This window comes from Sinomonas terrae, assembly GCF_022539255.1.
GTDB classification, from domain to species: Bacteria; Actinomycetota; Actinomycetes; order Actinomycetales; family Micrococcaceae; genus Sinomonas; species Sinomonas terrae.
The window spans coordinates 3,530,426-3,556,350 of sequence record NZ_JAKZBV010000001.1 but is presented as its reverse complement, the minus strand read 5'-3'; the positions used below and the strand labels follow the sequence as shown (position 1 = coordinate 3,556,350).

Genomic DNA, 25,925 nt, shown 5'->3' with positions numbered 1-25,925 from the left:
TGCAGAGAAAAGACAGCTATAGGCATAGCTGTCTTTCAAAGCAATTGCTAGGTCAGGGCTAAATACTCGGCGGGTGCCTTTTCAATTCGACCCTACAAAGCGGACTGATGGAGCCGCATGAGAAGTCAGTACCCGAAAAAAAGCAGGCCATTGGCCAACGCTACTTGGTCCCTACGCAGTCACGTCTCTGGTGGATACCTGTCTGCGAGGTGCGTAGGGCCAAAGGGCCCAAGACGGTTGCCGGTCAGCCGTGCTCACGACGGTGAGCGCATCGCGAGTCGCTGAAGAATCAGGCTCCGTTAGCTGCGAAGTTTCTTGGCCGCGGGTTCTTGCTGGAGCCATGACCCACCCAGTTTTGGAAGTCCTTCCAACTAGTGCAAGAGAGGGAACCTTCTGGGCCGGGGAAGTATTCTCGAAATCCTCAGAAGAAGTCCCGGGCATTGACATTTCGCAACCCCAGTATCGTTCATCCACGATGGGGTCAGCAGGAACAGCGCGATTCAGAAGGATCCGCAGACGAGGGCCAGGCGAAACGCCGGGGACGTCGGGCCGTATGTCCACGTTCGAGCAGAACCTCAACGAGTGGGCAGCCGCTGCGGTGCCGATTCTGGAGGGTGTAACCGGGGATTACGGGGCCTACATCACCTACGGGGAGCTCCGCGACCGGATCTTCGACGAGACTCGCATCCGCACGGACATGCTGATGCCCAACTTCAGCAGCAGGCTCCTGAACAAGGTGATCCACCTCGGCAATGAACGTGGCCTGCCGCAGTTGACGTCGCTGGTCGTCCACGCGAGCGACGGGAAGGTCGGAGAGGGCTTCGACGAGGTCCTGCGAGTTGCTAGGAAGGACCTGCCGGCCACGGAGCTGGAGCGGGAGACGGCACCGGCCGCAGCCAGGCTCGACTGCTACTGGAAGTACGCGGACGACGTTCCGGCGGACGCCCAGCCGAGGCTGACAGCCAGGAACGAGGCGAAGGTCACCCCTCAGAAGAAGGCCGCAGGCGAGCCGCGCCCGGTCTGCCCGGTGCACGGGCTCGAGCTGTCCGCCTCCGGAGTCTGCGCCTTCTGCGACTGATCCTCGCCTGCCCGGGTCACCGCCGGAGCAGGTGGTGCCAGCCGTAGCGGCGGGCCATGTAGATCTTCCAACGGAGATTCGAGATGTGGTACGTCGGGTCGACCTTCCGCATCACGAACGGCAGGATGTAGATGCGGCACTCCGGGCGGGCGAGACCTCCGGTGGTCCCACTTCCCGTACCCACAACCGAGGCTGGCGAGGGACCCGGAAGGGCAGCCTCCGTTGCCCCACTTCAGGGCAGGCCAGGATCAGTCCGGGCAGTGGTGCGGCTTGTGGTAGTTGGACCGCATGACCCGGAACCGGCGCAGCGCCGGATTCTCCACTTCGTTCACTGCCGGTTCTCCTTCAGGGATTGAACTTCGCGGCGGAGGCCGGCGACCTCGCGGCGCAGGAGCTCCGCCCGGTATCGGGTGCCGCCGTGGATGCGGAGCCGTTCGAGCGTGAGCCCGTCACCGATCCGCTCCCACTCTGAGTGCCTAGCGAGCTGGATGAGTGCACGCTGCGAAACTCCACGATCTGCTCCAGCCGGGCGTCGTCAACGTACTTGAGGTACAAGAGCGTGCGCTCGGCACGGTCGCGCTTAGCGGCGGGTCGGCGGGTCGGGTCGGACATTGATGGCTCCCTCGGGTCGGTGGCTCTTCTGGGACCCCCTAGGTGCGGACCGTGCCGGGGCCGCAGCCGAGCCCGCGGCCCGAGAGGCGACCGACACAACGGGGTGCGGGAGTGTTCAAAGACCGCCGACGGGTAAGGCATGACCGTCCCCTCCCGTCATCGGGCTCTCCGGGGACAGGACGAGTCAGGCCAAGAGCAGGGAGGAAGAGCGATGGCGAGCATTGAGGACCACGACCCGAGCTGGGCCTTGGGCGAAAGGGACGACCCCTTGGCGGAAGTGGAGGTGGAGCCCGACGTGTCGGTGCCCAGTGGCAGGCGCGCGATGGTTGACCCCGACGATCTTCCGGCGCCGGGAGGCGACCCGGAGGAGATCACCGAACAGCTGCTCGACAGCGGGGCAGCGGACGAGGACGAGAGCCTGAAGCCCGCCTTCGAGGCCGACCCGGACATCATCGCCGAAGAGCGGCGCGAGTACTGACACAGGCAGCATCCAGTTCTTCCCCTAGGGAATGGGCTTCGGCGGTGATCGCCGGCAGGGTGTCCGAACACATCGGGCCATGTTCGAACGTTGCCGAGAGATCCCCAACGCCGACGAGCTCGAGGGCACCTTCGGTCTCAGCCCGGAGGATGCCGCCGAAGCCCATCGCATCGCGGCTTCCCTCCCTTCGGGGGCTCAGCGGACTTTGGTCCAGACCCCCCCAGCCATTGGAGGAGAACCCCTCGCCGGGTTGACGGTGACGGTCGCGTCGTTGAGGGCGACCATCGCGCTCCTCGGCGACGGTTGTCGAATCCAGATCTCACAGGAGCACGACAGGTTCCCTCTGTACCGTCCTGCGGATGGGTGTGCAACCAAAACCCGCCGCGGTCATGGATGATGTGCCGAGTTGGCGACTCGCCACGAACCGGGCGAAAGCGGAGACGGTGGCCATCTTCGCCGTCTTTGCCCTCTACGCGGCTTTCCTGCTGAAGCTGCTTCTCTTCTCTCGTGCACCGGGTTCGGAGAGATCGATAAATCTCATCCCGTTCGCAAGTATCACCCAATATGCGTTCAGCCACTCTCATGGGACCGGGAAAGTGGCGTTCGCCAACGTCGTCGGGAACATCCTGATCTTCATCCCGCTCGGAGTCTATGCATCGTGGCTCCGACACCGGGCGGCCGCATGGCTGACCATGCTCACGGTCGCCTCGGTCAGCGTTGCCGTAGAGATCATTCAGGGCGTGTTCGCGGTTGGAGCGTCGGACATCGACGACGTGATCCTGAACTGCACCGGAGGACTCATCGGAATGCTCGCGTTCCGGCTGCTCTCCGCGATCCTGCGCGAGCGATCCCGGTTACGGACCGCGATGGCAGTGTTGTCTCTGCTTTCGATGCCGGTCTGGTGCTACTTCTTCTTCATCGTCCGACTACACATGTGAACACAACATCCGGTGGCCACCAGCCCGTGACGGGCTGGGCCTTCGGCTTGGCGGCGTCGGAGGGGTCGGAACCGGGACTCGAACTGGTCTGGGTGAGGGGCTCGTGTCGGGCCTCGCACCCTCGCCGAATCGCCGCCGGTTCTTGCCTCGAGGACGACGATTTCAGGCAAGGACTTCGTTCTCGGCACTGTCAGCTGCCCACGTCTGGACGGCCACCGCTCCGCCGAGGCCATCAGCTGTTCCGCCGGGAGCCGTGGCCAGGTGCGACCTGACCTGCACGGGGGACACGCTGGTCTGCGGGATGGCCTGCAGTGCGAAGGACTCGACGGCTCCGGGCCGGAAGATCACGCACTCTGTGGAGCCGCCGAACTGGAAGTAGCCGAGATCGTCGCCCTTTTCGAGGTGGCGTCCGGGGACCACGTGTTCGCCGATCACGCAGGAGGAGACCTCGACCATCCCGACCGGGACGACGGCGACGAGTCCGATCGCCGGGTTGTCCGCCTCAATCAGAATGATGGCGCGGCTGGCCACGTGGGCGAGATACCCCTGTGAAGTGGTCGGTTCCACGGCGTCCGCGCCCTCTGAGTCCGCCTCGGAGAAGTACGTGCCGGGCTGGACGTAGGCGCGGACCACGGTGCCCGAGACCGGGCTGTGCCAGCGGTGGTAGTTCGTGGCGCTGAGGAACGCCTGATAGACGGTCCCACCGACGAACTGATCGACGGCCGGGTCGTTCGCGAGCAGGTCCTCGAGCGAGTAGGGCTGGCTCTTGACCCAGAACTCGTCCCGCCGCTGCACGTCGGTGCTGAGTTTGTAGGGGGTTGACTCGCAGGCACTGACGATCACCCGGTCGTCGTCCGCGCCGGCCACTGGACGCTCCCCATCGGCGAAGCGACGGGTGAAGAAGTCGTTCCAGGACGTGAATCCCCAGTGCGGGTCAGCTGGGTCGTGGGCGAACTGGTTCATTCCCACCACCTGTTGGGCCTTATCGCTCTTCCACCCGGTGTCCGACTCGTTCAGCACGTACAGGGATTCTTCACTGTCGAGGAAGGCGCACCAGGCGTTGAGGATGTCTTTGAGGCCTTCGTTGACGCGCGGGTCGCGGTAGAACGCGAAACCGGCCGGCGTTCCCATGGTCCAGTCGAGGATCCCGGCCATCGGGGTAGTGATCATCGACCCCTCGCTGAACTCCGGCGCCGTGGTCAGGACAGCATTGACCAGTGAGAGCATCTGCTCGAAGCTGTGCAGGTGCCGCTGCTGGTACGGCTTCGACGAGGGCACCTGCTCGATCATGTTCGTCGCGTACATGCGGAGGGTCGGGTCCGACGTCACGAGTTGGTGGAACTGCTGCACGGCCGGGTGCCATCGCGTCTCCGCATCGGAGTCTTCCGTACGCTCGGCGTGCCCTTGCAGCCACGCCTCGAGGTCATCCTGCTCCGGAAGCCATCCGCCTTGCTGCTTGTGGTCGCGTTCTGTCATGGTCCCCAGTTCCCCAGTATTCCTGAAGACACACGTGACCCACCCAGGCAGCCCGGCATTCCATGGCTCGAGTACGCCCGGTGCGCCCTCGGCGTCCTTCTGTTCATCTCCCCGTGGATCGGCGCCTACTACGACCACACGGGGGCAGCCTGGACGTCCTGGATCACCGGGACCATCGCAGCCGTCGCCACCGCGGCGCCCACCGCGCCGCGGCCATCCCTGAAGGGGGGCTCCGCCGGGCCGTCTTCCGCCGCATACCGTCACACGCTGAATGCCCGGCGCAGCGGGTCTAGGCTCGCAAATGAGTGAAGCAGCGTGCTCTGACAAGTCCGCAGCCCGACAGAGGGACGGAGGAATGCGCCATCGGGCTGCACCCAGATCACGGCAGGCCTGTCGGCCCGCCGTTTCGCCCAGCCCCGCTGTGATTCTCCTGCCGTCCCAGCGCTATTTGCGAGGACCACGAGATCTTGGGGCTGCTCATTGACCGACGTCCGTCGGCACGCGCTACCTCACCCGCACTGGCCCGCAGCTCGACGCCGCAGCCAGCAGAGAAGGCGGACCGTATTCCATATGTCTCTTCAGAAGCCTAGGAGGACGATGACATGGTAAGAATCGCGATCGTAGTGGGAAGCACCCGCCCCGGAAGGCGGGGACGGCAGGTCGCAGACTGGGTGCTCAAACAGGCCCACGGGCTCCAGGTGGCCGAGTTCGAGATCCTCGACCTGGCGGACTTCGAACTCCCGCTCCTGGACGAGCCGCTCCCTCCCTCCCTTGGCAGGTACGAGCACGAGCACACCAAGGTGTGGGCGAGGGCCGTGGAGCCGTTCGACGGGTTCGTCTTCGTCACCGGCGAGTACAACCATTCCGTCCCCGGCGCCCTGAAGAACGCCCTCGACTACATCTATGCCGAGTGGAACAACAAGGCTGCCGGTTTCGTCGGCTACGGAAGCGCCGGCGGGGTCCGCGCGGTGGAGAACCTGCGGCTGATCGCCGGGGAGCTGCAGATGGCCGACGTGCGCGCTCAGGTCGCCCTGCCCTTCGCGACCGAATTCCAGGACTACACCACCTTCACCCCCAGCCCTGCAGCCGAAGACCAGCTCGCCACCATGCTGGAGCAGGTGGCAGCCTGGGCAGGAGCCCTCAAACCCCTTAGGGAATGAACGCGGCCGAGCCTGCACCCGGCTCGCCGCTTCCGCTTTCCCCGGGCGGCGTTCCTGCGACCGAACGATGTGGAGGCCAGGGCCGCCGAGAGGCGTGATTCAAGCCTTCGACTGCGGGTATTCCAATCCATCGGTCTCGCCTTGAGAGATGAAGGAAGTGGACCAGATGACAGTGAGCCAGTACCAGCCGCGCGCAGGCTACCTTGAGCGCCCCCAATCGAGCTCCCTCGCCGAGGTCCTCAACGTCATCCTCGACAAGGGGCTCGTGATCGACGCCTATGTGAGGCTCTCCCTCGTGGGCATCGAGGTCCTCACCGTCGACTTGCGTGCCGTGATGGCGAGCATCGACACCTACCTGCGCTTCGCCGAAGCCGCCGGGCGCCTCGAAATCGATTCCCGCGGCGGCCGCGGGCTGCCGGAGATGCTCGACAGCAGAAGGGACGACGGCGACGGCTCCAGCGAGCGGCGCAGCCGGGAGCAGCACCGGGATGGCCCGCAGCCCGAGCGGAGCCGACCGCGGGAGGCAGGGGCACGGCGGAGAGAGGGATGACCGCCCCCTCCTCCCAGTCGTACGGCGGCTACCTCGACCGCCCCCACTCGAGCTCCCTGGCCGACGTGCTGAACGTCATCCTCGACAAGGGGCTCGTGATCGACGCCTACGTCAGCGTGTCCCTCCTGGGCATCTCGGTCCTGACGGTGGACGCCCGCATCGTGGTGGCCAGCGTCGACACCTACCTGCGCTTCGCCGAGGCCACGAACCGGCTGGACCTCCAACAGCACCGAGACGTCACCCTGCCAGACGTGATGAAGAAGGGGGCCGAGAAGACCGCCGAGACCCTCGCACACAAGGTCGCCAAGGACAGGACCGAGGACGCGATCGAGACCGTCAAGGAGGCGGTCACGAACATCAAGGACACCGTCAAGGAGGCAATCCTCGGCAGCGAGGAGCCCGACGAGGAGGACTGAAGCATCCACCGTGCGGTTTGCGTGCCCGGGGCTGCAGGTGTGCTTATCAGGCGGCGACTGTGTTCCGGGAAAGGGCTCGCTCGCTGATCAGCTGGGCGATGAACTTCGCGTCGCGGCCCACTCCGCCCAGCAGATGCGAGTAGAACCCCCGTTGGAAGACCAGGCCCAGATAGAAAAGACCCGGAACGTCGGCGGCCACGCCTTGCGTCTCTGTGGGATAGCCGTCGGGTCCGATGACGGCGGGGTGGATGAAGGCATAGCTCGGCAGGTAGCCCGTGCACCAGAGGACGTTGGCGACGTCGAGGACTGTCCCGTCGTCGAGCGTCGGCCTCCCGTCGATCGACGCGGTTGTGCGGGCGGGCGTGCGGTGGACGCCCGCCCGGTCGAGGTCTGCGCGCTTCGTTCGGATCAGTGGTGAGCCGCCGTGGCGTATCACGGGCCGCAGTTTTTGGCCGATGGGTGTCTTGAGGGTGAGGACGTAGTTCTGGGCGAACCAGAAGAACGGCCCGGCGATCCGCTCGTTCACGGGCAGCTCGCCGGGGTGGCGCCCGGAGAGCCACGTCTCGTGCCCTGCCTGGGCGGCTTCGAGCGCCAGGTCGGCGCCGGATTGGCTCGCCCCCACGACGAGGACCGGTCCGGGGAGGAGCTGTGCCGGGTTGCGGTACTGGCTTGAGTGGAGCTGTCGGATGCCGGGATCGAGCTGGGATGCGACCTCCGGGATCTTGGGGGCGGCGTCGCTGCCCGTGGCGACGACGACGTTCTGCGCATGCCACTGGCCGGAGGTCGTGGAGATGACGAAGGATCCGTCACCCAACATCTCCACGGAGTCCACCCGAACGCCGGCCCACAGCGACCCACCGATCATGTCGGCGTACCCCTCGAGGTAGTCCGCCACTTCGCGTGCTGTCGGCCAGGACGATCTCGGAGCCGGGAACGTCATCCCGGGCAGCCCGTCGGCCCACGCGGGCGTGAACAGCCGCAGGGAGTCGTACCGCTCTCGCCACTGGTCGCCGACGCGTTTGCGTGCCTCGAACACCACGCATTCCCGACCTGCTCGACGGAGCCAGTAGGCTTCGGCCAACCCCGCCTGGCCGCCGCCGATGATCGCTGTTTCGATGCGGCGCCCCGCGGTGGCGAGCGGCGCGAGCGGCTCCATGCCAGTCATGATGTCCTCCCGACCCTTCCGGACCTTCTCTTCTACTGATGAATCGACGGTACGGCCGGGCAACGGACGCCGCGTCGGCCGGATCATGCAGAACGGCAGCCAGGGGCATGGGCAATTCTGTGCACCTGCGGCAGCGCGGGGGCGTCAGAGCAGGTGGTGGTCGTAGGCGTAGGCGGTGGCCGCCGTGCGAGAGGCGATGCCGAGCTTGGTGTAGATGTTGGCCAAGTGCCGGGCAACGGTCTTCTCGCTCAGTACGAGCTCCTCGGCCACGCCGCGATTGGTCAGCCCCTTTGCCACGAGGCGCACCACTTCGACCTCGCGTGGGGTGAGCGGTCCGGACGAGGAGGGCAGGTGGCCCAGGATGGCTGCGAGGTCTGGGCCCGCCCCCAGCCGTTCGAAGGCTCCGCGAGCGGCCTCGATCTCGAGAGCGGCCGCATCGTCGTCGCCAAGTGCGGCGTAGCACCTTCCGAGCGAAGCCCGCGCCTTGGCCTCGAGGTACGGCATACCGAGGTCATGCCAGCGAAGGGACGCCTCGCGGAGGCTCGAGGCCGCGCCCAGGGCTTCCCCAGCGGCGAAGCGTGCGATGCCCGCGGCAGTGAGGGCCCGGGCCGAGGGGACGGGGCCATGAGCAGCGTTGGCCATGTCCGCCAGCTCGTCCGCTGCGGCCTGCGCGAGTCCAGCCTCGCCTACTGCGGCCATGACCTCGACGTAGGCGGGGAGGAATTCGGCCCGTTCCGCGTTGGAGGCGAGCTCGCGCTCGAGGCGCCGCGCCGACACTTCGGCCGCCTCGGCCCGACCCTGCGCGAGGCGCAGGAGCATGAGGCCGGGTTCCGGGCGGCGTCCTGCCGAATTGGCGAGGCGGTAGGCGTTCTCGGCTTCGGTGAACCGGCCCGTGAGACGGTGCAGTTCGCCCATCTGGTATCTGGCAAGGCCCACATCGGCGGGATGGAGCCGCTCGCTGGCCCGTGTCGCCTCGGCCAGCGCGCCGGGCCAGTCGCCGTCGAGCATCTTGACCACCGACCGGTGCACGAGGCATTCGCCGCGGAATGGCACCAGCTCGGGGTTGCGGGAGCACCAGTCCGAGGCAGCCGTCGTCCATTCCCGGGCACGGGCGACGTCGGCCGTGCGCAGCGAGGCCGAGATGACCGAGCAGTAGGCGGCCCCGGTGACGATCGGGGTCTGGACCTCGCCGGAGGTCACCACAGCCATCGCATCGTCCAGCTCGGCGAGGCCCTCGTCAATGCTCCCAAGCCGTAGAAGGGCCCAACCTGCGCTCAGCCGGGACAGGACAGAGGTGTCGGTGTCCCCGACCGGTCGGGCGAGCTCGATGGCCTCCCGGGAGAGATCGAGCGCATGACGGATGACCTCGGGATCCGAGGACGCAAGGGCGACATGGCCGAGCCCCGAGCAGACCAGGGCTCGCTCTGCGCCCAGACCAGCGTCCTCGACGATTTCTGCAAGCCGCCGGCCCCACGCTTCGGCACGAGCAGGATCTCCGTGCGACTCATGGACGAACGCGAGCCAGAACGCGGCCCGAGCGGCGGCGGCCCCGTCCCCGGCGCCAAGGAATCCCCGGAACGCACGCCCGAGCAGGTCGATCGACTGCTCTTCGTGTCCGAGCAGGAAAGCGCAGAAGCCGAAGGGCATCAGGTCGGCAGAGGGCAGTGGTGTCTCGCGGTCGGCTTGGGCGAACGCCTCAAGCGCCGCCGCCCAAGCTTGGGCGTCGTAGAGCTTCCGACCGTCATCGGTCCGGGCGTGGGGCATGGGACCACCTCGCTCAGAGCATAGATCGGAGCAGGGTGGAAGTCAGCGTCGCGGACGGCCGAAAGCTGATCGCCGGGCTGCGGCTCGCCGTCGTCCTCGGTGTTCGGCCGATTACCGACGTCTACCAGTGGTTCACCCAAAGTCCCGTACCAAAATGTCCCCCTCTAACTCCCCTGTAGGGCGGGACTTCTCCGCAGGACAAAATCCCGCCGGTGCGCGCTGCCGATACCGGTTCGGTGGCTGAGAATGAACCTATCGCCCCGGGCGGGGAGACCGCCCAGCTCTGGTCTCCTGGCCGCCTAGCCCGCGAGGAGGCGTCGTCTTGCCTCCCTCGCGGACGGGGCAGTGGGCCCGGCTACGGCGGGGGATTCAGCGGGAAGATGAGATTGCCTGGAGCAGGGCGCTGCCCTCGGGAGTGCCCAGGCCGGTGCAGGGGTCCCAGCCGGGCCCGGCTTGGTAGGTGCCGTTGCTCCCGCTGGTGATGTCCCGGAAGCCTGCCTTCTGGGCGTAGAGCAGGGGTTGGAAGAGTCCGAACCGCCGGTTCGTGGCCTGCGCTAGCCTGGCGATCAGGGCAGCCCAAAGCGGCGCCACCGCGCTGGTGCCTCCGATGACGAGGTCGCTGCCGTCGACCCGGACCCGGTAGCCGGTCTGCGGATCGGCGACGGCGCTCACGTCCGGGACGCCGCGTCCGCTGGCCGCCTGCGTTCCCGAGGCGGGCGGGTTCTGCCATGCGGGGGCGGGGAACACGTCGCTGTACCCGCCCCCGGTCGCGGAGCTGGGCCCGTCGTTCCAGACTGTCTCCGAGGAGATCGCGCCGGTGGAGGGGTCGGCTTCCAGACGCGTTCCCCCGCAGGCGAGGGCGTGGGGGCTCGAGGCGGGGAAGTCGGCGTGGTTCTTGCCGTCGGAGGCGCCGTCGCTGCTGCCTCGATCGCCCGCGGCGACCGTCACGGTGATGCCGAGGGCCGCGGCGTCGGCCAGTGCCTGGTCCAGCGCGGTGCGTGCCTGGGCCGTCCAGGCGTCTTCGCTCTGGCCCCAGCTGATGCTGATCGCGCAGGGGGCAGGCGTGGCGTGCGAAGCAGCGACGAGCGCGTCGAGGAAGCCCGCGTCGGTGTTCGGGGCGAAGTAGACGACGATGCCGGCCTTGGGGGCGAGGGCCCCGACGACCTCGATGTCCAGGAGCACCTCGCCGTCGGCGCCCTGGGGATCCTGGCCCGGCTGGTTCGCGGCGCCGTCGACGCCGACTGCCGTGACCGCCGGGGTGGGGAGGCCGAGTTCGGCGAAGTAGGCATCCAGGTCTGTCTGGGCGAAACCGCCGCCGAGTTCGAGGATGGCCACGGTCTGCCCGGTCCCGTCCGTGCCGGTGGGGAAGCTGTAGATCGTGCCGAGCTGGGGCGGGGTGTAGCTCGTGGCCGCCGCTGCGGGCGCGATGACGCGGAACTGTGCGCGGGTCTGGGGGCGGTCGTCGAGGCCTAGGACCGCTGTGACGATCCCGTCGAGGTCGGCCGGGATGCTCAGGCCCCCGGTGCGGTGCCTGTGCCATGTGGTGGACCCGTCGGGCGCAGTGCTGGTCGCTTCCTCGATGCTCGTGCCGAAGATCTTGCCGAGCTGTCCCACGGTTCCGGCAAGCCTGATGCGCCGGGAGGCAGGGTCGGACTCGAGGACCTCTGCGCCGAGTCGGGTGAAGGTCTCTGTCGCGATCCGCAGGTCATCCTCGGCGGCGCCGTAGTCCGCGGCCAGGTCTTCGCGGCTCATCGGCCTGGCGTCCGGTCCCGGCTGCGGGAGCGGGCTCCGGCGGCGCAGGACGACGGTGACCTCGATCCGCTGGGAGGGGTCGGCAGGGCGCTGCGAGGCGAGGCCTGGGGCCGGAGGCCGCTCGGACCCCGCCAGAGGCACGCTCGGTTCCGTCTCGGCCTGTGGGTTGCGCTGCTCGGACATGGGAATCTCCTTCCACTGACTGATGCAGTCGTTCCTTGTGGTCGAACGATCATCCCAGCCTGCACCGACATTCAGGCCCTCTGCCAGCCGTTTCTGCCGAGGTGCCCGCGACATGGGTCTGACCCGCGGCCCCCGCCAGAGCGCGACGCCGGTCTCCGTTTCGGTCCGCCGCCCCCGGGTACGCCGATTGGTAGTGTTCAGGGATCCGGCACGGCAAGGACGGGGTGGTTTCTTGAAGGACGCTTCAGCGAACAGGGAATCGGGGGACGACGGCGAGGGCCTCACGGGGGCCGTCCAGGAGGCCGGGGCGGTGGAGCTGCTGCTGGTCCGGCACGGTGAGAGCGAAGGCAACGTCGCGGCCACGGAAGCGCGTGAGGCCGGCGCGGAGGTCATCGACGTTCCCGCACGGGACGCGGACGTCGACCTGTCCGGGACAGGCCGGGACCAGGCCAAGGCACTGGGCACCGCGCTGGCCCGGATCCCCGCGGGGCTCCGCCCGGACGCGGTGGTGTCCTCCCCCTACGCCAGAGCCCGCCAAACGGCCGAGATCGCGGCGGAGACAGCAGGGTGGCCCCTACGGGTGCGCACCGACGAGCGGCTGCGCGACCGCGAGCTCGGCATCTTAGACCGGCTGACCCGGTTGGGCGTGCAGAACCGCTACCCCGAGGAGTCCGAGCGCCGGGAGTGGCTGGGCAAGCTCTACTACCGTCCGCCGGGAGGGGAGTCTTGGGCGGACGTGGCACTTCGGCTGCGGTCCGTCCTAGCAGAGCTGAACAGCCTGGGCATGGGGCACCGGGTGATGCTGGTGTGTCACGACGCGGTGATCATGCTGTTCCGATACGTGCTCGAAGGCCTCAGCGAAGCGGAACTGCTGGACCTGGCAGAAAGGGAAGTCATCCTCAACGCCTCGCTCACCCGGTTCGTCCGCCCCACAGGCATGGGCCCTTGGACCCTGGAGAGCTTCAACGTCGCCGATCATCTGGCCGAGCAGGGCGTCGCGGTCACCGAGCACGGCGGAGAAACCGATGCCCGGCCGCGGTGATTCCATCGGCCCCGCCCTGGTGACGCCCTCACTCCTGCGGCAGTGGCCTCTGCCGGCGCCGGGCCGGGACAAGTACTCGCGCGGGTCGGTGCTGGTGGTCGGCGGGGCCCGGGCCACCCCCGGTGCCGCCCTGCTGGCAGGTATAACAGCCCTGCGCGCCGGGGCCGGGAGGCTCACACTGGCCGTGGCCGAATCGGCGGCCGTGCAGCTGGGGGTGGCGTTGCCCGAGTGCGGTTCGATCGGCCTGCCGGAAACCGTGGACGGCTCGGTCAGGCCCGAGCTAGAGCGGATCTCCTCCTACCTGGACCAAGCAGACACTGTCCTGGTGGGGCCTGGGCTCGACGATCTCGACCTTGCCGGGCAGCTGCTGGCCGCGCTGCTCGAACGCGAGGCGCCCCCTGGTAGCCGGACTGACCGCTGGGGAGGGCCCGCCGTCGTCCTCGACGCTTACGCCCTGGCCGCCTTAGTGACGCTGGAGGACCGGCTGGACCCCTGGCGCGGGCGGCTGATCCTGACCCCGAATCCCACCGAGGCCGCGCTCCTGCTGGGCCGGGACGTGGACGACCTCGAAGAGGACCTCGCCGAGATCTCCGACAGGTTCGACGCCGTGGTCAGCTGCCAGGGGCTGATCGCCCAGCCCGCCGGACTGGATCCGGAGGAGCCGAGACTGTGGAAGATCACCACGGGGCACGGCGGCCTGGGCACCTCGGGCAGCGGGGACGTCCTGGCTGGCGCGATCGCCGGGCTCCGCGCCCGGGGAACCAGCAGCGCGCAGGCGGCCTGCTGGGGCACGCACCTGCACGCAGCCGCGGCCGACCGGCTGGCCAGCAGGCTCGGCCCGCTCGGGTTCCTCGCTCGCGAACTCGCCGACGAACTGCCGGCCCTGATGCTCGAATACAACGCCTGACCCTAAAGCGCCGGGCACGTCCGCATCCCCCGGGCCGGGAGCGGGGCAGCCCGGCCGCACCATCACCGCAGCGCACGTGCTTCACCGGGCGCGAGACGATGGAAGCGGACACGGAGGCGCTCTTCCGGGCACGCTGGGCGAGTGCCACCAGGCGGCCGGCCGTCCGCGAGCGAAGCAGTTACCTTCTCGCGCAGAAGTCACCCTCAAGGGAGCTTCTCCGCGAGAAGGTGACTTTCTGACGCTGGCCTGGGCGATGAGGAGGGACGTCGCCCATGGGCGTCGTCATCTGCTAGACCCTAGGTCCGAACGGGGCCGCCCGGTCAGTGCTCCGTGAGGATCTCGGCGAGGGTGGCGAGATCAGCGCGGACCTGGCGCTCGTAGACCTTGTTCACGAGGGCGTCGGCGAGCTTGCCGAACATGCCGCCGAGCCCGGCCGCTGTCTCGAGGCGGTAGGTCAGGTGGGTCCCCTCGCCCTGGGGCGCCATCATGTACGCGGTGGACAGCTCGATCCGGCCCTCCACGGAGCGGGTCGCCAGCTTGTTGGGCCGGTCGAGGTCGGTGTACTCGACCACCCATTCGACGGTGCGCCCGAGCACCTTGGTCGCTCCCCTGATACGGGATCCGGTCCGGACGGGCCCCTCGCCTTCGAGCTCGGCGTAGATGATGCTTCCGCTGAACTGCGCGAAGCTGGCCGGGTCGAGCAGGTAGTCATACACGCGCTCCGGTGGCGCGGCGATGACGACGGACTCTTCGATGGTGGGCATGGCTGCCTCGATTCGCCTGCAAGAATGGGCCAGCGCGCCTTAGGTTCCCCGGGGCGTGCCCAGCGCGCCTTAGCGGAGGCGGTCCAGGCCGCGTTTGAACGAGGCGGCCACCGGCCTGCCCCGGGTGATGCGGATGATCCTGCAGATCAGCCGCCCAGCCATCGTGCTGCCGGTCCGATTCCAGGTGATGTGGACGATGCTGCCGCCGCCCGCCCGGGGTCCGATGGTGGCGGAGACGTAGCTCCCCGGGGCGGAGAAGTTGCTCTCCTGCACCGTCCAGCGCACGGTCTCCGGGTCCGACCAGTCATAGTGCTCCCCGGCCCAGATCGCCCGGTCTCCGGGGCCCCTGCTGCCCTCGCGGACCTCGGCCGTGGTGTCGCCGACGGAGTAGACCTCGTACAAGGAGGGGTCGATGCCGGGCCAGAGCCGGGGCCGCTGTTCGGAGAAGTCGAGCAGGGCGTCGCGGACCCTTTCCGGTTCGGCGGTCGCCTCCAGGTCGAACTCGACTGTGCGCTCGTTGGCATTCATGGGAACAGCTTGCTCCTCCGACATTATCCGGCGCATCGCGCGATCACGCGATTTCGCCTGAACCCGTGAAGGTCGAATTTCCTGCTGGCACGGATGGTTACCCGTGCCGGTCGAGCGCTGCGAGCAGGCGCTTGACCGATCCGCCGAGGTTCCACGCCGAGACGAGCCGTTCGAGCTCTAGGCGGGGGCCGGCGTCGACCGCGCGGAGGCGTGCCCCGGCGGCGTCGAGGGTGGGGAGGTCGAGGTCGCGGGCGACTTTCACCACCGTGGGTGCCACCTTAAGGTAGACGGCGGCTGCGGCGAGCTTGGCGCGCATCGGGGCCGACAGCCCACTGTCGGAGTCCTCGGCCGCCGCTAGGAGCCCCTCGAGCGTGCCGAACCGCCCGAGCAGGGCCGCGGCGGACTTCTCGCCGATGCCCGCCACGCCGGGCAGCCCGTCCGAGGCATCGCCGCGGAGGACGGCGTAGTCCGCGTACTGCTCGGGCAGCACGCGGTACTTGCCCACCACCACGGCGTCGGTCACGGTCTCGAGGTTCTTCATGCCCCGGGCGGTATAGACGACGCGGACCCCGCGGGCGTCGTCGACGACCTGGAAGAGGTCGCGGTCGCCGGTCACGACATCTGCGGGCAGCTCGGCGCGGGCGGCGTAGGTGCCGATGACGTCGTCCGCCTCGTGCTCAGGGGCGCCGACGACGGCGATCCCGGCGAGGCCCAGCACGTGGCGGATCAGGGGGATCTGCGCGACAAGGCCGGCAGGGACGGTCTCGACGTCGGGGCCGTCCGGGACGTGCCGCTCGACGCGGTGGGCCTTGTACGAGGGGATGAGGTCGACGCGCCAGCGCGGGCGCCAGTCGTCGTCCCAGCATGCGACGAGGTGGGTGGCGCCGAAGTCCACGGTGAGCCGGGCAATCATGTCCAGCAGGCCGCGGATGGCATTGACCGGCGTCCCGTCCTCGCGCCGGATCGTCTCGGGCACGCCGTGGAAGGCGCGGAAGTAGAGGGAAGCGGTGTCGAGGAGCATGAGGCGCTCGGTCATAGTCCATCCTGACATGGCCGCGCTTGACATGGTCCGCCAGCGCTCCCGGGCTTGACTCGTCAGGCGCGCACCGGCACGGGAAGCGGCCCGGCCCCCCGTCGCGGCGATCGCAGCTGGCTGGGCGACGGTCTGCCCTGCAACTGGACCCGGACGACAGCACGCCGATACCGGTCCCAGGTCCAGGGTGTGCATGAGGAGGAGGCGGTCCCGGAGGCCGTCCGAGGCCGCTTCTCCTTATTTCCCTTCTAGCTCGATATTGCGGGTTACGGGCCCGTGATCAGGATCGCCGGCTGGGTGAATCCGTCGAAGACCAGCGTGTACCGGTAGCTGTACTGGGCCTGAGTAACCTCAGGGGTCCAGTTCGGGTTCGGGCACGAGAAGTTCTTCAGGAAATCTGACGTGCTTTCACCGGTCGTCGACTGGGGTGGGACGACGAGCCCGCCGTTCCTGCTGGAGACGAGATCGCTGTGTGTGCTGGTGGTGTCAGTGCGCGTGAACGGGGTGACAACGTTGTGGTTGCCCGGGTTGTGGCAGACGCCCGTGAAACTCGAGTAGACGGTGAGCGTCACCGTGGCGTTCGTATGGCCAACGCCCTGGATCTGTGTGTTCGTACAGCTCGCGGTCGCGGTCGCATTGTTGAACGAACACACCGGCTCGCTGTAGCCGGAGGCGTAATGCGACCCGCTCGGGGCGTATGCGAAGTTGGTCGTTGCCGACGCAGCCGTCATGCCGCCCCACAGGGTGAACAGGGTTGCCGCGAGCAGGATCAGGACGCGGCGGAGTGAGGACCTCATTTTCTTGCTGACTTTCTCAAGCGCCCCTGGGGCCCCGGCGCCAAGGTGCCAATTGCAGTGCATTCGCGGACGGCTCTAGCCGCTCCGTGTGAATCTGGGACTCCCACCACGCCCCCAGAGCCACCAGCCGCGGCACCCAGAGTGAGCCCGCAGCCGACGAAAACCGGCGACCTGCGACAGCATCTTCATCCTTGCTTCCGTCGCCGCCACCAGAGTAGGCGCCTGCATGCGAGACGTCCACAGATATTGACGGGATGACGGAAGTGTCGCGCGTGTTGCTCAAGCTGTGGAGGCCATTGGCGAATGCGGTCCCAACTGCCTCAGGTCACATCTTCCCCTCCTGCCACCTGACGCACATAGGATGAGGCCTGAAGGACGGCGTTCGAGCTGGGCGCAAACGTGCGCCCGCGGCGTCAGCGGGGAAGGCAGCACCAATGGCTACAGGCACCGTGAAGTGGTTCAACTCCGAGAAGGGCTACGGCTTCATCGCTCCCGACGACGGCTCGGATGACCTCTTCGCCCATTTCTCGGAGATCGATGCGCGCGGCTTCCGCTCGCTCGAGGAGGGCCAGAAGGTCGAATACGAGGTCGGCCAGGGCCAGAAGGGGCCCCAGGCCCAGAAGATCCGCCCCCTCTGACCGATAAGAGGGAGCGCTTCGGCTGACCCGACGGCGTGGTCAAACGGTAACCGCGACGGCGGGCCGTTCCGGATGGTTGTACCGCACCAGGATGTCCGGTTCCTCGCGGTTTTCTCTATCGTGCTCGAGGACGCCGTCCACGGTGAAAGCGAGGCCCGCTGGCGTGCGTTCGCGGAGCACGCGCTCATCGACCCGTAAAGCGACGGACAGGTCGAAGTCCAGCCAGCGGCCCAGCAGCATGGGCCCCGCCACCAGCAGGACCAGGCCGCCAGGCGCCGGCTGTCGCTGGGCGCGGACCGAGCGGTCGGTTTCCGGGTCGCGCAGCCGGGGCAGCCACTGCGCTGCTCCAGGTGCGGCGAGTGGGTCCAGCACCTCGCGGGCCAGCGCGGCGAAGTCGAACCAGCGTTCCCGGTAGCTGTCGGGGTCCTCGCGGCCGAACTCCAGCCGTTGGGAGGCCGGCAGCAGGAAATCCTTCAGTTCCACCACCTCTGCGGGTCGGCCGGTTGAGCGCAGTCTCGCGGCGATTCTCCCTGCGAGATCGGCTGGGGCCGCCGCTTCAGCGCCGTCGACGGCGACCCGGGTCCGGCCCGCGCGCGCCAGGCAGCGGTCGGCAACCATGGACACCAGTGCGTCGGGTGTCAGCGGGGCGTATGAGGGCACCTGTCGATTATCGCCTCCGGCGGGGACGTTATTCCGTTTGCGGGCGTGGGAGAGTGTCTGCGGGACACTGGTCAGGATGCACTACCTTGAGGCGGCGTCGTCATCGGCGGAGCCGTTCGTCCCATTGATGGGAGAGGGGAACAAGTTCGTGAAACTCACTATCAGCCTTCAAGTCACTCTCGATGGCGTTGCCCAGGCGAACGGCGGCAACAACGAGGAGATGGACCCCGGATTCACCCGGGGCGGCTGGGCCCTCCCGCTCAACGACGGCGAGGCCGTGCAGTACATCCTCGACACGTGGCGGCGACCCGACGCGTTCCTGCTCGGTCGGAGGACGTACGGCCTGTTCGAGACATACTGGGGTGCACGCAGCGACGACGGAAGCTTCGGCGAGGCGATCAGCTCCAAGCCGAAGTACCTGGTCTCCACCACCGTGGCCGACCCGACCTGGGAGGGGACCACGATCATCTCCGGCGATGTCGCAGCCCGCGTGCGCGAGCTCAAGGCACAGCCCGGCGGAGAGCTGCTCGTGGTGGGCAGTACGGCGCTCGCGCGCTGGCTGCTCGAGAACGAGCTGGTGGACGAGCTGAATCTGGTCCAGTTCCCGGTGATTGTCGGCGAGGGCGAACGCCTGTTCCCCGAGAAGGGCCTCGACTTCGCACTCGGCCTGATCGACTCCCGCGTGTTCGGTACGGGCATCGTGGCCCTCACGTACCGCGTGGGGGGTCGCCCCCAGTACGCCTGAGCGAGATGAGGGTTCTGAGCTCCTAATTCTGAGCTCCTAAGTCGGAATAACCTGCATGCCTGGTCAGACTTGCAGCCCCACTCTCAGTCGGGCAGCCGCCTCAACCTTGCCTCCAGCCCCTATTTGTTCTATAACTTATAGAATAAAGGCCGGAGGCCTGGAGCGATGATCCTCACAGTAGACCTTGACAGCGAGTTGCCGATCTATCAGCAGCTTCGCGACCAGATCGTGGAGGCGATCGCCGAGGGCGTGCTGATTGAGGGCAGCTCGCTGCCGGCCACCAGGGCGCTTGCTGCGGACTTCGGGATCAACTTCCACACCGTGAACAAGGCCTACGACCTCCTGCGCCAGCAGGGCCTGATTCGGCTCAACCGCAAGACCGGTGCGGTGGTGACCCCTACGGTCGCGACTCCGCCGTTCCTCGCAGAGTGGACCGCTAGGGCACGGACCCTGCTCGCTGAGGCCGTCGCCAGAGGATTGCCAGCCGAGGAAATTCTCGAGGCCTGCCGATCCGTGCTCGATTCGTTCGGTTCCGCCCAGCCGGAGGAGATGCCATGACCATTGCGATCGTCCTGAGCTCGGTGCTGTCGGCGCTGGTGCTTGCAGTCGCCCTGGTCCTTCCCTCGATCAACAGTCCGACTGCGCCCTTCGGAGTTCGGGTGCCTGAGCAGCATGCCGACGACCCGACCGTGCTGAGGCAGACCCGCATCTATCGATGGCGGGTAGTAGCCAGCTGGATCGCCGCCGCCGTTGTCGCCGTTGTCATCTACGGCCTGACCGGCGAAACGCTCCCGCTGCCACTGTCGGTGCTGGTTCTCGTCGGCCTCTGGTACGGCTGCTTCTTCCTGGCCAACCGCGAGATCCGTGCGGCCAAGGCCGCCGGAGGCTGGTACGAGGGCCTCCACCAGGGCATCGCGGTGGACACCGGGCTGCGGACCGACCCGCCGCGGTTTCCCTGGCTTTGGTTGGCACCGGCGCTGATCGTCACGGTCGCCACAGCGGTAATCGGCGTGCTCAGCTACCCGTCGATGCCCGAGGTGCTCGCCGTGCACTACGCGAACGGCGTGCCCAACCGGTTGGCGGCCAAGTCGGTGGGCACGGCGTTCTCACTGGTGTTCGTGCAGATCGGGGTGACCGCGCTGCTCGCCGGGATGGCGGCAGCCGTCATCTTCCGCAGCCGTCCGGACGTCGACCCGGCACACCCGGCCGGCTCCGCGCGCTGGCACCGCCACTACATGGCACTGGCCGCCAAGGCCCTGCTCGGGCTGGCCGCGATGATCGACCTCGCAATGCTGGGATCATCGCTGCTGATGTGGACCGGGACGGCCACCTCGTGGGCGCATCTGGTAGTCGCGCTCCCGATCCTGGCCGCCGTCGTAGTGGCAGCAGTGGTCCTGGCCAGGAACAACCGCGAACCGGATCAGGGCGAGGAGGACACCGGCCTGTCCCATCGGGACGACGACAGGTACTGGCGAGGCGGGCTGTTCTACTTCAACCGCGAAGACCGCGCGCTGCTGGTTCCGCGCCGGTTCGGTCTGGGATGGACGTTCAACTTCGGCAATCCCACGGCAGCGATGCTCCTGGTCGGTTTGGTCGCGCTGATCGGCATCGTGATCACCGTCCGTTTCGAGGGCTGACCCCGGTAGGTCGCGGAGCCGCCTCATTAGACCAGAAGGGTAGGAAGGCTGCGCGTTCTGGTCTGCCAGGACCCCCGGTGCAGGATCAGCCCTGCTCGGCTTGGGAGGGTTTGATGTTCTGGTTCGATTGGAAGATGTTGTCGGGGTCGTACTTTGCCTTGATGCGGGTCAGGCGGTCGTAGCGGCTGCCGTAGGCAGCGCGGATCCTGGCTTCGCCTTCGTCGTTGTGGAGGAAGTTCACGTAGACCCCGCCCGTGGCGTGGGGCTCCATCGCGGTGAAGTACTCCCTGCACCATGCGATGTCCGGATGCGACGGGCCTCCGGCCGGCCAAGCGGCGTTGATGTTCATCGCGTGCGCGGCGTCGCGTCCGCTGGCCGCAGAGCTGTCCTGCGGCCGTGAGGCGATGGCGCCGCCCATATGGAAGAGCAGGGTGTAGGAGGCCGGGGAGCTCTTGGCCCACGAATGCTCGAGCAGGACTTCGACGGCGGTGTTAGTGAGGGGTGGCAGGTAATGCGATTTCCAGTAGTAGCCCCAGTGATGGGGGACTCCGGCGTCGAACATTGCCTGGTGCTCGACATACGGCTTGTAGCGGACGAGGTCGACGGCGGGCGGACCGAATGCGCGCAGCGGCCGCAGAAGATCCTCGCCCTCGCGGGGGTCTCCGATGAAGAACGGGATCACCAGCAGCACATCGGTGCCCCGCAGATGCTCCGGGATCCAGTCGAAGGGCGGGGCGGTGCGGAGGTTCAGGTAGACGGAGAGCTCATCCGGCGCCTCGGCGATGAATTCGCGGTAGAGGGCGATGGCCTCCCGCGCCTGGTCGGTACGGAACAGGATGGGGCCCGCCAGGACGTGGGTGCCCAGGCGGTGGAGCCGGAACCGGAATTCGGTCACGATGCCGAAGTTCCCGCCCCCGCCCTGGACCGCCCAGAACAGATCGGGGTTCTCGTGCTCTGACGCCTGGACTCGGCTGCCGTCGGCAAGGAGCATCCTGACGGAGAGCATGTTGTCCGAGGTCAGCCCCCACCGTCGGCTCAGCCAGCCGAACCCGCCGCCGAGGGTGAGGCCGGCCACACCCGTGTGGGTGACGATTCCTCCGGGGACCGCCAGCCCGTGCCTCTGGGTCGCGGCGTCGACGTCGCCCCAGAGGGCGCCGGGCTGGACCCGGACGCTCATGCCGTCCGGGTCGACGATCACGCCCCTCAGAGCCGAGAGGTCGACGACGACCCCGCCCTCGGCCAGCGCCGAGCCGGAGACGTTGTGGCCGCCCCCGCGCACCGAGAGCGGAAGCTCTCGGCTCGCCGCATATTTCAGCACGGCGGACGCATCCTCCTGGTCGAGGCAGCGCGCGATGAGTTCCGGGTGCCGATCGATCGCCCCGTTCCAGATCCGCCGGGCTGCGGAATACCCTTCATCCTTGGGTCCCAGCAGTTCGCCCCGGAAACCGGGCACGTCATGGTTCATGACGGCATGATCGGAGCAAGTGCGGGCTCTGACAATACGGCGCGCCTTCGAGTTCGCGCTTCATCCACCTGCCGTACCGTCAGCGCGGAGAGGCACAAGCCCTCCCGGTGGACGGCCTACATGAGGCTGGCGATACGGCCCGCCTCGTATGCTGCCTGAGCCAGTCCGGACTCTGCTGCCCCGGGCCGTGCCTGAGGGTCAAGGCTATCGGTGCCGAAGGCCGCCAGGGATTGCGGCGAGGGCTCGACCACGAGCCCCTGCACGCCGAGGGCGGCCAGATCTTCTGCCGGGGAGTGGCCTGGATGGGACCCTTGGGTGATCGGCGCGAAGACCAGGACCCGGTCAGCCCCGACGGCGACGTCGACGTTTGCAAGAGACCACGTCCCTCCGTCCATGTAGCTGTGCCCGCCGACGCGGGCCAGCGGCCACACGCCCGGGGCGGCGCAGGAAGCCTCGACGGCCTCCACGAGGCCAACCCCTGAGCCAGTGGTGAAGACCATGCGCTTGCCCGTGCTTGCATCCACGGCCACGATCCGCAGGTCGCGCCCTGCCGGCCATTCATGGACTGGGAGTCGGTCCTGGATCACGCGCCGACGCCTCTCCCGGAGCGCATTCCCACGCGCGCAGGCGAAATGCCCGACGGCCCGGTTTGCGGCCTCCATGGACCCCGCCTCGGCTCTGAGTTGGCTCATCTCGGCCTCGTCCTCGGGGGAGAGGAAGCCACGGATTTCCTCGACTCTTCCCTCTAGCTGCCACCCGTAGAGGTCTTCCAGGCTGGTGCTGCCGGCGATCTGCGCCGCGAGCACGGAGCCGGCAGAGGTTCCGACCAGGACGTCGGCGTCGCGCACCCGCACATCGGCGCGCTCGAGCCCGAGCAGCAGCCCGGTCATCCAGGCAAGACCGGTCAGTCCGCCACCGCCGAAAACAGCAGCAGTACTGCCCGGTCCCGGCCACGGCTCTGGCACCCCAACCCCCTTTCAGGCCCCGAACGCAGCCCAAGCCCGCCGGTTCAGGCACTGGCCGATGGTTCGGCCGTCACCTTGTCCATCGTCAGGCCGCAGCAGCAGGTGGGGCTCATGTCGCCTCCCTTTCCCGGGGCCGCGCCTTTGGTGACGGTCACCTCGCAGCCGCAGTCGGGGTCGGGGCATCGATAGACGTCTCCCTCCTGGAATGGCATAGTGCGATCCTCTCCTCGCTCGGCTTTGTCGCCCTCCCAGACTCCACCCGGCCCATGGGGCCGGGTCAAGGGGCGCGTCGTCCTCCTCGTCAGCCGCAGAGTTGAAGTGGCCCTTGGGCGGAGCTCGGGCGGGTACCGGCTGTTCACGGACGAGGACGTGGAGGTGCTGCAGTTCATCCGGCGTGCCAAGTCGCTGGGGCTGAGCCTGTCCGAGATCGCCGAGGTCCTGGACCTCCAGCGCGGAGGCGCGAAGCCGTGCGGCTTGGTGATCGGGCTGCTGGATGGGCATCTCGCCCAGATCGAGCGGGGCGGCCTCCGCCAGCCGCTCGAGGTATCCCTCCCCGCCGAGGCGGGGCGATGCGGAAGTGATCCAACGTGTCGTAGCCATATGTCGCGGACCCGAAGACGGGGTCCGAGTAGCAGCCCGTTCAGATCCAGTTCGATCACATGGTCGAGCGAGCAGGCCGACCTGGAGGCCGACCGACGCTCCTAAGGGCGCGGCGGGGCTGGCCTGGGGGACGTTCAGCTGGCCGGCCGGGCGAAGAGGTTGACGAGGTTCCCGTCGGGATCGCGGAAGAGTGTGGAGCGGTTTCCCCAAGGCATCGTGGTGGGCTCTTGGACGACATCGTCGAGGTGGTCACGGAGCCGGGCGAACTCCTGATCGACGTCCTCGACGAGGAACTCGATCACGACCGACCGGTTGGCCCCCGGGTGTGGCGCCCGCTGGCCGAGCATGGCCACGGTCGCGGGGCTGGCGATAGCGAGAGCACCGGCGCCGGTGCGGAACTCGGCGAAGACCGGAGCCGGTCTCGTCGCGGTCGTGCAGGTGACGAGTTCGTAGAAGCGTACGAGCCGGTCGAGGTCGTCGGTGATGATGCGGATCGAGGCGAAGTCCATGGGTATCCCTTCTGCCGGATCGCTTGACCCGACAGGACCACGGTGCCCTACGGCGGCGACACCGTCCTGTCGGTGTTTCCGTTTCGGATTCAGGTCCCGGAGTACGCCGGTCGGAGTTCGCCGTACGGGATCTGGAGGTCTTCGGCCCGGTAGTCCCGGCGCGGCGGGCGTTCGCCTGTGGGCTCGACCGCGAGGATGCGGTCGCTGCGGAAGGCGCGGATGCCCCCGCGGGTCCGGCACCAGGCGATGAGGTACCAGTTCTGGTCGCGGCCGACGTATCCCACCGGCTCGACCTCGCGGACCGTCTTCTCGCCGTTCCTGTCGCTGTACCGTATCCGGAGCACGCTGCGCGTCCGGAGCGCTTCGGCGAATCCGTCCGGGACCGCTGCCGCCGGCGCGTCCTCGAGGAGGTGCACGCGGGTGGCGAGTTCGACGGTCTCGTCCAATCGGCGTGCGTCCATGACCGCGGCCACCTTCCGCAGCGCGCTCCCCGCCGGTGCGCGGAACGGGCTCGAGGCGAGCATGCCAAGCGCGATCGTCACGGCGAACGCCTCATCGACCGTGAAGCCCAGCGGCGCCAGCGTGTGCGACGCGTCGATGACGTATCCGCCCGTCCGGCCGGGTTCGGCCCAGATCGGCACGCCGGCCTGCTGCAGTGCCGCCAGGTCCCGCTCGATGGTGCGGGAACTGACTTCGAACCTTCCGGCGAGCTGCCGAGCGCTTCTGGGCCGCGGTGCCACGGCACGGAGCTCCTCGACGATCGCGTAGAGGCGGTCGGTGCGGTTCATGGCACGATCCTATGACCCAGCAGTGCAGCCGTTACCTTCCGAGAACAGCCCCACCGCCCCCGGGAAGTCTCACAGAGAGGGCAGGCGGTGAGGGCGGCTGGACCGTTGGGAGAGCTGGAAGGGCGGCGGTATCACTGGGACGTCGACGCCGGCAGGATCTATGCGGACAGTTCGAGGTGGGCCTTCGCCTTCGGCAGGGCTCCCACTTCTGCCTCCATGGTCTTCTGGACAGGGCGGGACATCAGCAGCGACTTCAGCCCCGAGAGCTCGGCTGTGAGGCTGAAAGTTACCCTCGTGCCGCCTTCAGCGTTGGCGAAGCTGTACTCGCCCTTGGGCCTGACGGGTCCGGACGTCGCCTCGAACGCCACGCGCTTCTCGGGATCGAATGCCGTGACCCGGATGTTGGCCGAGATGCTGCGGCCGCCGGGGCCGGCGACGGTCTGCTCGTAGGCAGTCCCGACTCCGAGATCGCCGATGCGCCGGATCGACTTCACCCCTGACCGCCATGTCGGGTCGTTCTCGGCGTCTGAGAAGAACGCGAAGACCTCACCGATCGGACGCGCAATCAGAATGCTGCCCGAGGCAGCAACACGCTTGCCAATGGCGCACATCCTCTCATGATTGACGATATTCGTGGACCCCTGTCAGGCGGGGGCCGGCGCACGGGGCTGGGCGGAAGCCTAGTAGCCGTTCGTGCCCGACATGCTCGGGGACCCTGCATTGATCGGTGCCTGGATCATCGATCCGTCGGCGCCGAGGACGTACCACACGCCCGCGACGCCCTGCCCGTTCACCTGCCCGGGGGAGGTGTCCTTGGCGTAGTAGTAGATGGGCATGCCGTTGACGGTCACTTGCTGCTTGCCGTCGGCGGTGGTGATGCTACCGATCTTGCCGGTCACTCCCTGCAGCGTCGGGGCGCTGGCGCTGGTCACAGCAGGCCACAGCGTCGCGCAGCCGCCAGTGCAGGCGCTCTTGGTCTCGCCCGCGTGGTCCACGGTGTAGAAGTAGACGGTCTTGCCGTCCCCGTCGACCACGATGGTCTGGCCGCCCACCGTTGAGGTCTTGAGGGTCTCGACCTCGGAAGACGAGGAGGCTGCCGACGAGGACGAAGAGGGAGCCGCCGCTGAGGCGCTCGAGGTTGTCGTGCCGCCGCCGCTGCTGCCCATGCAGCCGCAGAGGCCGAAGGCCGATGCCGCCGAGACGGTGGCGAGGAGGAGTGCTGCCCGCTTGTTCATGGTGTCGCCTTACCTGAATGGGGGCGGCTTTATGCCGCTG

Annotated in this window: 31 protein-coding genes; 14 read left to right on the top strand and 17 right to left on the bottom strand. The window is 67.9% G+C overall.

Features of this window, described 5'->3' with window-relative positions; all coding sequences use genetic code 11:
- Window positions 1-553 precede the first annotated feature (553 nt).
- A complete protein-coding gene (locus tag L0M17_RS16425) occupies window positions 554-1,078 on the top strand; it encodes a hypothetical protein (protein ID WP_241055403.1) in 525 nt (174 codons plus the stop codon).
- Window positions 1,079-1,094: 16 nt separating this feature from the next.
- Here the strand turns inward: L0M17_RS16425 and L0M17_RS16420 are convergent, their stop codons facing one another.
- On the bottom strand, window positions 1,095-1,262 hold the full coding sequence (locus L0M17_RS16420; RefSeq protein ID WP_241055402.1) for a hypothetical protein: 168 nt from the start codon (window positions 1,260-1,262) through the stop codon (window positions 1,095-1,097).
- Between the two features lie 639 nt (window positions 1,263-1,901).
- Between L0M17_RS16420 and L0M17_RS16415 the strand changes: the two genes are divergently transcribed.
- Window positions 1,902-2,168, top strand: coding sequence for a hypothetical protein (locus L0M17_RS16415; RefSeq protein WP_241055400.1), 267 nt, complete (start codon window positions 1,902-1,904; stop codon window positions 2,166-2,168).
- A 443-nt stretch (window positions 2,169-2,611) separates the two neighbouring features.
- On the top strand, window positions 2,612-3,106 hold the full coding sequence (locus L0M17_RS16410; RefSeq protein ID WP_241055398.1) for a VanZ family protein: 495 nt from the start codon (window positions 2,612-2,614) through the stop codon (window positions 3,104-3,106).
- A gap of 162 nt (window positions 3,107-3,268) precedes the next feature.
- Here the strand turns inward: L0M17_RS16410 and L0M17_RS16405 are convergent, their stop codons facing one another.
- The gene (locus L0M17_RS16405) at window positions 3,269-4,582 is read right to left on the bottom strand and encodes a phosphatidylserine decarboxylase family protein (protein ID WP_241055396.1); all 1,314 of its coding nucleotides are present in this window, start codon (window positions 4,580-4,582) and stop codon (window positions 3,269-3,271) included.
- Here L0M17_RS16405 and L0M17_RS22985 point away from each other — a divergent pair.
- The 4 genes from L0M17_RS22985 (at window position 4,463) to gvpJ (L0M17_RS23055) (ending at window position 6,708) form a co-directional block, all read left to right on the top strand.
- The gene (locus tag L0M17_RS22985; protein ID WP_372498036.1) at window positions 4,463-4,891 is read left to right on the top strand and encodes an SPW repeat protein; all 429 of its coding nucleotides are present in this window, start codon (window positions 4,463-4,465) and stop codon (window positions 4,889-4,891) included. The two genes, L0M17_RS16405 and L0M17_RS22985, sit on opposite strands and share 120 nt — an antisense overlap.
- Window positions 4,892-5,184: 293 nt before the next feature.
- Window positions 5,185-5,742 (top strand): NADPH-dependent FMN reductase, encoded by a 558-nt coding sequence (locus L0M17_RS16400; RefSeq protein ID WP_241055395.1) that lies wholly within the window; start codon window positions 5,185-5,187, stop codon window positions 5,740-5,742.
- A gap of 166 nt (window positions 5,743-5,908) precedes the next feature.
- Window positions 5,909-6,292, top strand: a complete 384-nt coding sequence (gene gvpJ, locus L0M17_RS23060; protein ID WP_241056484.1) for a gas vesicle protein GvpJ — start codon at window positions 5,909-5,911, stop codon at window positions 6,290-6,292.
- Entirely contained in the window at window positions 6,289-6,708 is a 420-nt protein-coding gene (gvpJ, locus tag L0M17_RS23055) for a gas vesicle protein GvpJ (protein ID WP_241055393.1), read from the top strand. The genes gvpJ (L0M17_RS23060) and gvpJ (L0M17_RS23055) overlap by 4 nt, the downstream gene beginning before the upstream one ends.
- 46 nt (window positions 6,709-6,754) lie before the next feature.
- Here gvpJ (L0M17_RS23055) and L0M17_RS16385 read toward each other — a convergent pair whose 3' ends face one another.
- The 3 genes from L0M17_RS16385 to L0M17_RS16375 form a co-directional block, all read right to left on the bottom strand.
- A complete protein-coding gene (locus L0M17_RS16385; protein ID WP_241055392.1) occupies window positions 6,755-7,873 on the bottom strand; it encodes a flavin-containing monooxygenase in 1,119 nt (372 codons plus the stop codon).
- A 144-nt stretch (window positions 7,874-8,017) separates the two neighbouring features.
- Window positions 8,018-9,637: a helix-turn-helix transcriptional regulator gene (locus tag L0M17_RS16380; RefSeq protein WP_241055390.1), complete on the bottom strand. Its 1,620-nt coding sequence runs from the start codon at window positions 9,635-9,637 to the stop codon at window positions 8,018-8,020.
- Window positions 9,638-10,006: 369 nt separating this feature from the next.
- Window positions 10,007-11,572: a S53 family peptidase gene (locus L0M17_RS16375; RefSeq protein ID WP_241055388.1), complete on the bottom strand. Its 1,566-nt coding sequence runs from the start codon at window positions 11,570-11,572 to the stop codon at window positions 10,007-10,009.
- A gap of 232 nt (window positions 11,573-11,804) precedes the next feature.
- On the opposite strand from L0M17_RS16375, the gene L0M17_RS16370 reads away from it, so the two are divergent.
- Both L0M17_RS16370 and L0M17_RS16365 read left to right on the top strand, forming a co-directional pair.
- Complete coding sequence (locus L0M17_RS16370) at window positions 11,805-12,614, top strand: histidine phosphatase family protein (protein ID WP_241055386.1); 810 nt, start codon at window positions 11,805-11,807, stop codon at window positions 12,612-12,614.
- Window positions 12,598-13,521: an NAD(P)H-hydrate dehydratase gene (locus tag L0M17_RS16365; protein ID WP_241055384.1), complete on the top strand. Its 924-nt coding sequence runs from the start codon at window positions 12,598-12,600 to the stop codon at window positions 13,519-13,521. Before L0M17_RS16370 ends, L0M17_RS16365 begins: the two co-directional genes overlap by 17 nt.
- Window positions 13,522-13,841: 320 nt before the next feature.
- Here the strand turns inward: L0M17_RS16365 and L0M17_RS16360 are convergent, their stop codons facing one another.
- The 4 genes from L0M17_RS16360 to L0M17_RS16345 form a co-directional block, all read right to left on the bottom strand.
- Entirely contained in the window at window positions 13,842-14,285 is a 444-nt protein-coding gene (locus tag L0M17_RS16360) for an SRPBCC family protein (RefSeq protein ID WP_241053320.1), read from the bottom strand.
- 69 nt (window positions 14,286-14,354) lie between these two features.
- The gene (locus L0M17_RS16355; RefSeq protein ID WP_241055383.1) at window positions 14,355-14,813 is read right to left on the bottom strand and encodes a hypothetical protein; all 459 of its coding nucleotides are present in this window, start codon (window positions 14,811-14,813) and stop codon (window positions 14,355-14,357) included.
- A 97-nt stretch (window positions 14,814-14,910) separates the two neighbouring features.
- Window positions 14,911-15,849, bottom strand: a complete 939-nt coding sequence (locus L0M17_RS16350) for a 5'-3' exonuclease (RefSeq protein ID WP_241055381.1) — start codon at window positions 15,847-15,849, stop codon at window positions 14,911-14,913.
- A gap of 263 nt (window positions 15,850-16,112) precedes the next feature.
- On the bottom strand, window positions 16,113-16,643 hold the full coding sequence (locus L0M17_RS16345; protein ID WP_241055379.1) for a hypothetical protein: 531 nt from the start codon (window positions 16,641-16,643) through the stop codon (window positions 16,113-16,115).
- Between the two features lie 434 nt (window positions 16,644-17,077).
- Here L0M17_RS16345 and L0M17_RS16340 point away from each other — a divergent pair, with 434 nt between their 5' ends.
- On the top strand, window positions 17,078-17,281 hold the full coding sequence (locus L0M17_RS16340) for a cold-shock protein (RefSeq protein ID WP_241055378.1): 204 nt from the start codon (window positions 17,078-17,080) through the stop codon (window positions 17,279-17,281).
- 39 nt (window positions 17,282-17,320) lie between these two features.
- Here the strand turns inward: L0M17_RS16340 and L0M17_RS16335 are convergent, their stop codons facing one another.
- Window positions 17,321-17,941: a nucleoside/nucleotide kinase family protein gene (locus tag L0M17_RS16335; protein ID WP_241055376.1), complete on the bottom strand. Its 621-nt coding sequence runs from the start codon at window positions 17,939-17,941 to the stop codon at window positions 17,321-17,323.
- 76 nt (window positions 17,942-18,017) lie between these two features.
- Here L0M17_RS16335 and L0M17_RS16330 point away from each other — a divergent pair, with 76 nt between their 5' ends.
- The 3 genes from L0M17_RS16330 to L0M17_RS16320 all read left to right on the top strand — a co-directional run bounded on the left by L0M17_RS16330 (window position 18,018) and on the right by L0M17_RS16320 (window position 20,323).
- Window positions 18,018-18,686 (top strand): dihydrofolate reductase family protein, encoded by a 669-nt coding sequence (locus tag L0M17_RS16330; protein ID WP_241055374.1) that lies wholly within the window; start codon window positions 18,018-18,020, stop codon window positions 18,684-18,686.
- Between the two features lie 165 nt (window positions 18,687-18,851).
- Window positions 18,852-19,244: a GntR family transcriptional regulator gene (locus tag L0M17_RS16325; RefSeq protein ID WP_241055372.1), complete on the top strand. Its 393-nt coding sequence runs from the start codon at window positions 18,852-18,854 to the stop codon at window positions 19,242-19,244.
- Window positions 19,241-20,323, top strand: a complete 1,083-nt coding sequence (locus tag L0M17_RS16320; protein WP_241055371.1) for a DUF1648 domain-containing protein — start codon at window positions 19,241-19,243, stop codon at window positions 20,321-20,323. Before L0M17_RS16325 ends, L0M17_RS16320 begins: the two co-directional genes overlap by 4 nt.
- Before the next feature lie 85 nt (window positions 20,324-20,408).
- Here the strand turns inward: L0M17_RS16320 and L0M17_RS16315 are convergent, their stop codons facing one another.
- The 3 genes from L0M17_RS16315 to L0M17_RS16305 all read right to left on the bottom strand — a co-directional run bounded on the left by L0M17_RS16315 (window position 20,409) and on the right by L0M17_RS16305 (window position 22,965).
- Window positions 20,409-21,788 carry an FAD-binding oxidoreductase gene (locus L0M17_RS16315; protein ID WP_241055369.1) on the bottom strand — a complete coding sequence of 460 codons (1,380 nt, stop codon included), beginning with the start codon at window positions 21,786-21,788 and terminating at the stop codon, window positions 20,409-20,411.
- A 116-nt stretch (window positions 21,789-21,904) separates the two neighbouring features.
- Window positions 21,905-22,753, bottom strand: coding sequence for a patatin-like phospholipase family protein (locus L0M17_RS16310; RefSeq protein WP_308196891.1), 849 nt, complete (start codon window positions 22,751-22,753; stop codon window positions 21,905-21,907).
- 44 nt (window positions 22,754-22,797) lie between these two features.
- Window positions 22,798-22,965, bottom strand: coding sequence for a hypothetical protein (locus tag L0M17_RS16305; RefSeq protein ID WP_241055366.1), 168 nt, complete (start codon window positions 22,963-22,965; stop codon window positions 22,798-22,800).
- Between the two features lie 106 nt (window positions 22,966-23,071).
- Between L0M17_RS16305 and L0M17_RS16300 the strand changes: the two genes are divergently transcribed.
- Window positions 23,072-23,458 carry a MerR family DNA-binding protein gene (locus L0M17_RS16300; protein WP_241055365.1) on the top strand — a complete coding sequence of 129 codons (387 nt, stop codon included), beginning with the start codon at window positions 23,072-23,074 and terminating at the stop codon, window positions 23,456-23,458.
- A gap of 29 nt (window positions 23,459-23,487) precedes the next feature.
- Here the strand turns inward: L0M17_RS16300 and L0M17_RS16295 are convergent, their stop codons facing one another.
- The 4 genes from L0M17_RS16295 to L0M17_RS16280 all read right to left on the bottom strand — a co-directional run bounded on the left by L0M17_RS16295 (window position 23,488) and on the right by L0M17_RS16280 (window position 25,885).
- Window positions 23,488-23,862 carry a VOC family protein gene (locus L0M17_RS16295; RefSeq protein WP_241055363.1) on the bottom strand — a complete coding sequence of 125 codons (375 nt, stop codon included), beginning with the start codon at window positions 23,860-23,862 and terminating at the stop codon, window positions 23,488-23,490.
- A gap of 89 nt (window positions 23,863-23,951) precedes the next feature.
- Window positions 23,952-24,650, bottom strand: coding sequence for a helix-turn-helix transcriptional regulator (locus L0M17_RS16290; protein ID WP_241055361.1), 699 nt, complete (start codon window positions 24,648-24,650; stop codon window positions 23,952-23,954).
- A 158-nt stretch (window positions 24,651-24,808) separates the two neighbouring features.
- On the bottom strand, window positions 24,809-25,261 hold the full coding sequence (locus L0M17_RS16285) for an SRPBCC family protein (protein ID WP_241055359.1): 453 nt from the start codon (window positions 25,259-25,261) through the stop codon (window positions 24,809-24,811).
- A gap of 69 nt (window positions 25,262-25,330) precedes the next feature.
- Window positions 25,331-25,885, bottom strand: coding sequence for a COG4315 family predicted lipoprotein (locus L0M17_RS16280; protein WP_241055358.1), 555 nt, complete (start codon window positions 25,883-25,885; stop codon window positions 25,331-25,333).
- Window positions 25,886-25,925 lie beyond the last annotated feature (40 nt).

Excerpts from the sequence above, each read along its gene's own strand:
- L0M17_RS16425 (WP_241055403.1), top strand. The coding sequence starts at position 554 with ATGTCCACGTTCGAGCAGAACCTCAACGAGTGGGCAGCCGCTGCGGTG.
- L0M17_RS16415 (WP_241055400.1), top strand. The coding sequence starts at position 1,902 with ATGGCGAGCATTGAGGACCACGACCCGAGCTGGGCCTTGGGCGAAAGG.
- L0M17_RS16405 (WP_241055396.1), bottom strand. The coding sequence starts at position 4,582 with ATGACAGAACGCGACCACAAGCAGCAAGGCGGATGGCTTCCGGAGCAG.
- L0M17_RS16400 (WP_241055395.1), top strand. The coding sequence starts at position 5,185 with ATGGTAAGAATCGCGATCGTAGTGGGAAGCACCCGCCCCGGAAGGCGG.
- gvpJ (WP_241056484.1), top strand. The coding sequence starts at position 5,909 with ATGACAGTGAGCCAGTACCAGCCGCGCGCAGGCTACCTTGAGCGCCCC.
- gvpJ (WP_241055393.1), top strand. The coding sequence starts at position 6,289 with ATGACCGCCCCCTCCTCCCAGTCGTACGGCGGCTACCTCGACCGCCCC.
- L0M17_RS16385 (WP_241055392.1), bottom strand. The coding sequence starts at position 7,873 with ATGACTGGCATGGAGCCGCTCGCGCCGCTCGCCACCGCGGGGCGCCGC.
- L0M17_RS16380 (WP_241055390.1), bottom strand. The coding sequence starts at position 9,637 with ATGCCCCACGCCCGGACCGATGACGGTCGGAAGCTCTACGACGCCCAA.
- L0M17_RS16375 (WP_241055388.1), bottom strand. The coding sequence starts at position 11,572 with ATGTCCGAGCAGCGCAACCCACAGGCCGAGACGGAACCGAGCGTGCCT.
- L0M17_RS16365 (WP_241055384.1), top strand. The coding sequence starts at position 12,598 with ATGCCCGGCCGCGGTGATTCCATCGGCCCCGCCCTGGTGACGCCCTCA.
- L0M17_RS16360 (WP_241053320.1), bottom strand. The coding sequence starts at position 14,285 with ATGCCCACCATCGAAGAGTCCGTCGTCATCGCCGCGCCACCGGAGCGC.
- L0M17_RS16355 (WP_241055383.1), bottom strand. The coding sequence starts at position 14,813 with ATGAATGCCAACGAGCGCACAGTCGAGTTCGACCTGGAGGCGACCGCC.
- L0M17_RS16350 (WP_241055381.1), bottom strand. The coding sequence starts at position 15,849 with ATGACCGAGCGCCTCATGCTCCTCGACACCGCTTCCCTCTACTTCCGC.
- L0M17_RS16345 (WP_241055379.1), bottom strand. The coding sequence starts at position 16,643 with ATGAGGTCCTCACTCCGCCGCGTCCTGATCCTGCTCGCGGCAACCCTG.
- L0M17_RS16340 (WP_241055378.1), top strand. The coding sequence starts at position 17,078 with ATGGCTACAGGCACCGTGAAGTGGTTCAACTCCGAGAAGGGCTACGGC.
- L0M17_RS16330 (WP_241055374.1), top strand. The coding sequence starts at position 18,018 with ATGCACTACCTTGAGGCGGCGTCGTCATCGGCGGAGCCGTTCGTCCCA.
- L0M17_RS16325 (WP_241055372.1), top strand. The coding sequence starts at position 18,852 with ATGATCCTCACAGTAGACCTTGACAGCGAGTTGCCGATCTATCAGCAG.
- L0M17_RS16320 (WP_241055371.1), top strand. The coding sequence starts at position 19,241 with ATGACCATTGCGATCGTCCTGAGCTCGGTGCTGTCGGCGCTGGTGCTT.
- L0M17_RS16315 (WP_241055369.1), bottom strand. The coding sequence starts at position 21,788 with ATGAACCATGACGTGCCCGGTTTCCGGGGCGAACTGCTGGGACCCAAG.
- L0M17_RS16305 (WP_241055366.1), bottom strand. The coding sequence starts at position 22,965 with ATGCCATTCCAGGAGGGAGACGTCTATCGATGCCCCGACCCCGACTGC.
- L0M17_RS16295 (WP_241055363.1), bottom strand. The coding sequence starts at position 23,862 with ATGGACTTCGCCTCGATCCGCATCATCACCGACGACCTCGACCGGCTC.
- L0M17_RS16290 (WP_241055361.1), bottom strand. The coding sequence starts at position 24,650 with ATGAACCGCACCGACCGCCTCTACGCGATCGTCGAGGAGCTCCGTGCC.
- L0M17_RS16285 (WP_241055359.1), bottom strand. The coding sequence starts at position 25,261 with ATGTGCGCCATTGGCAAGCGTGTTGCTGCCTCGGGCAGCATTCTGATT.
- L0M17_RS16280 (WP_241055358.1), bottom strand. The coding sequence starts at position 25,885 with ATGAACAAGCGGGCAGCACTCCTCCTCGCCACCGTCTCGGCGGCATCG.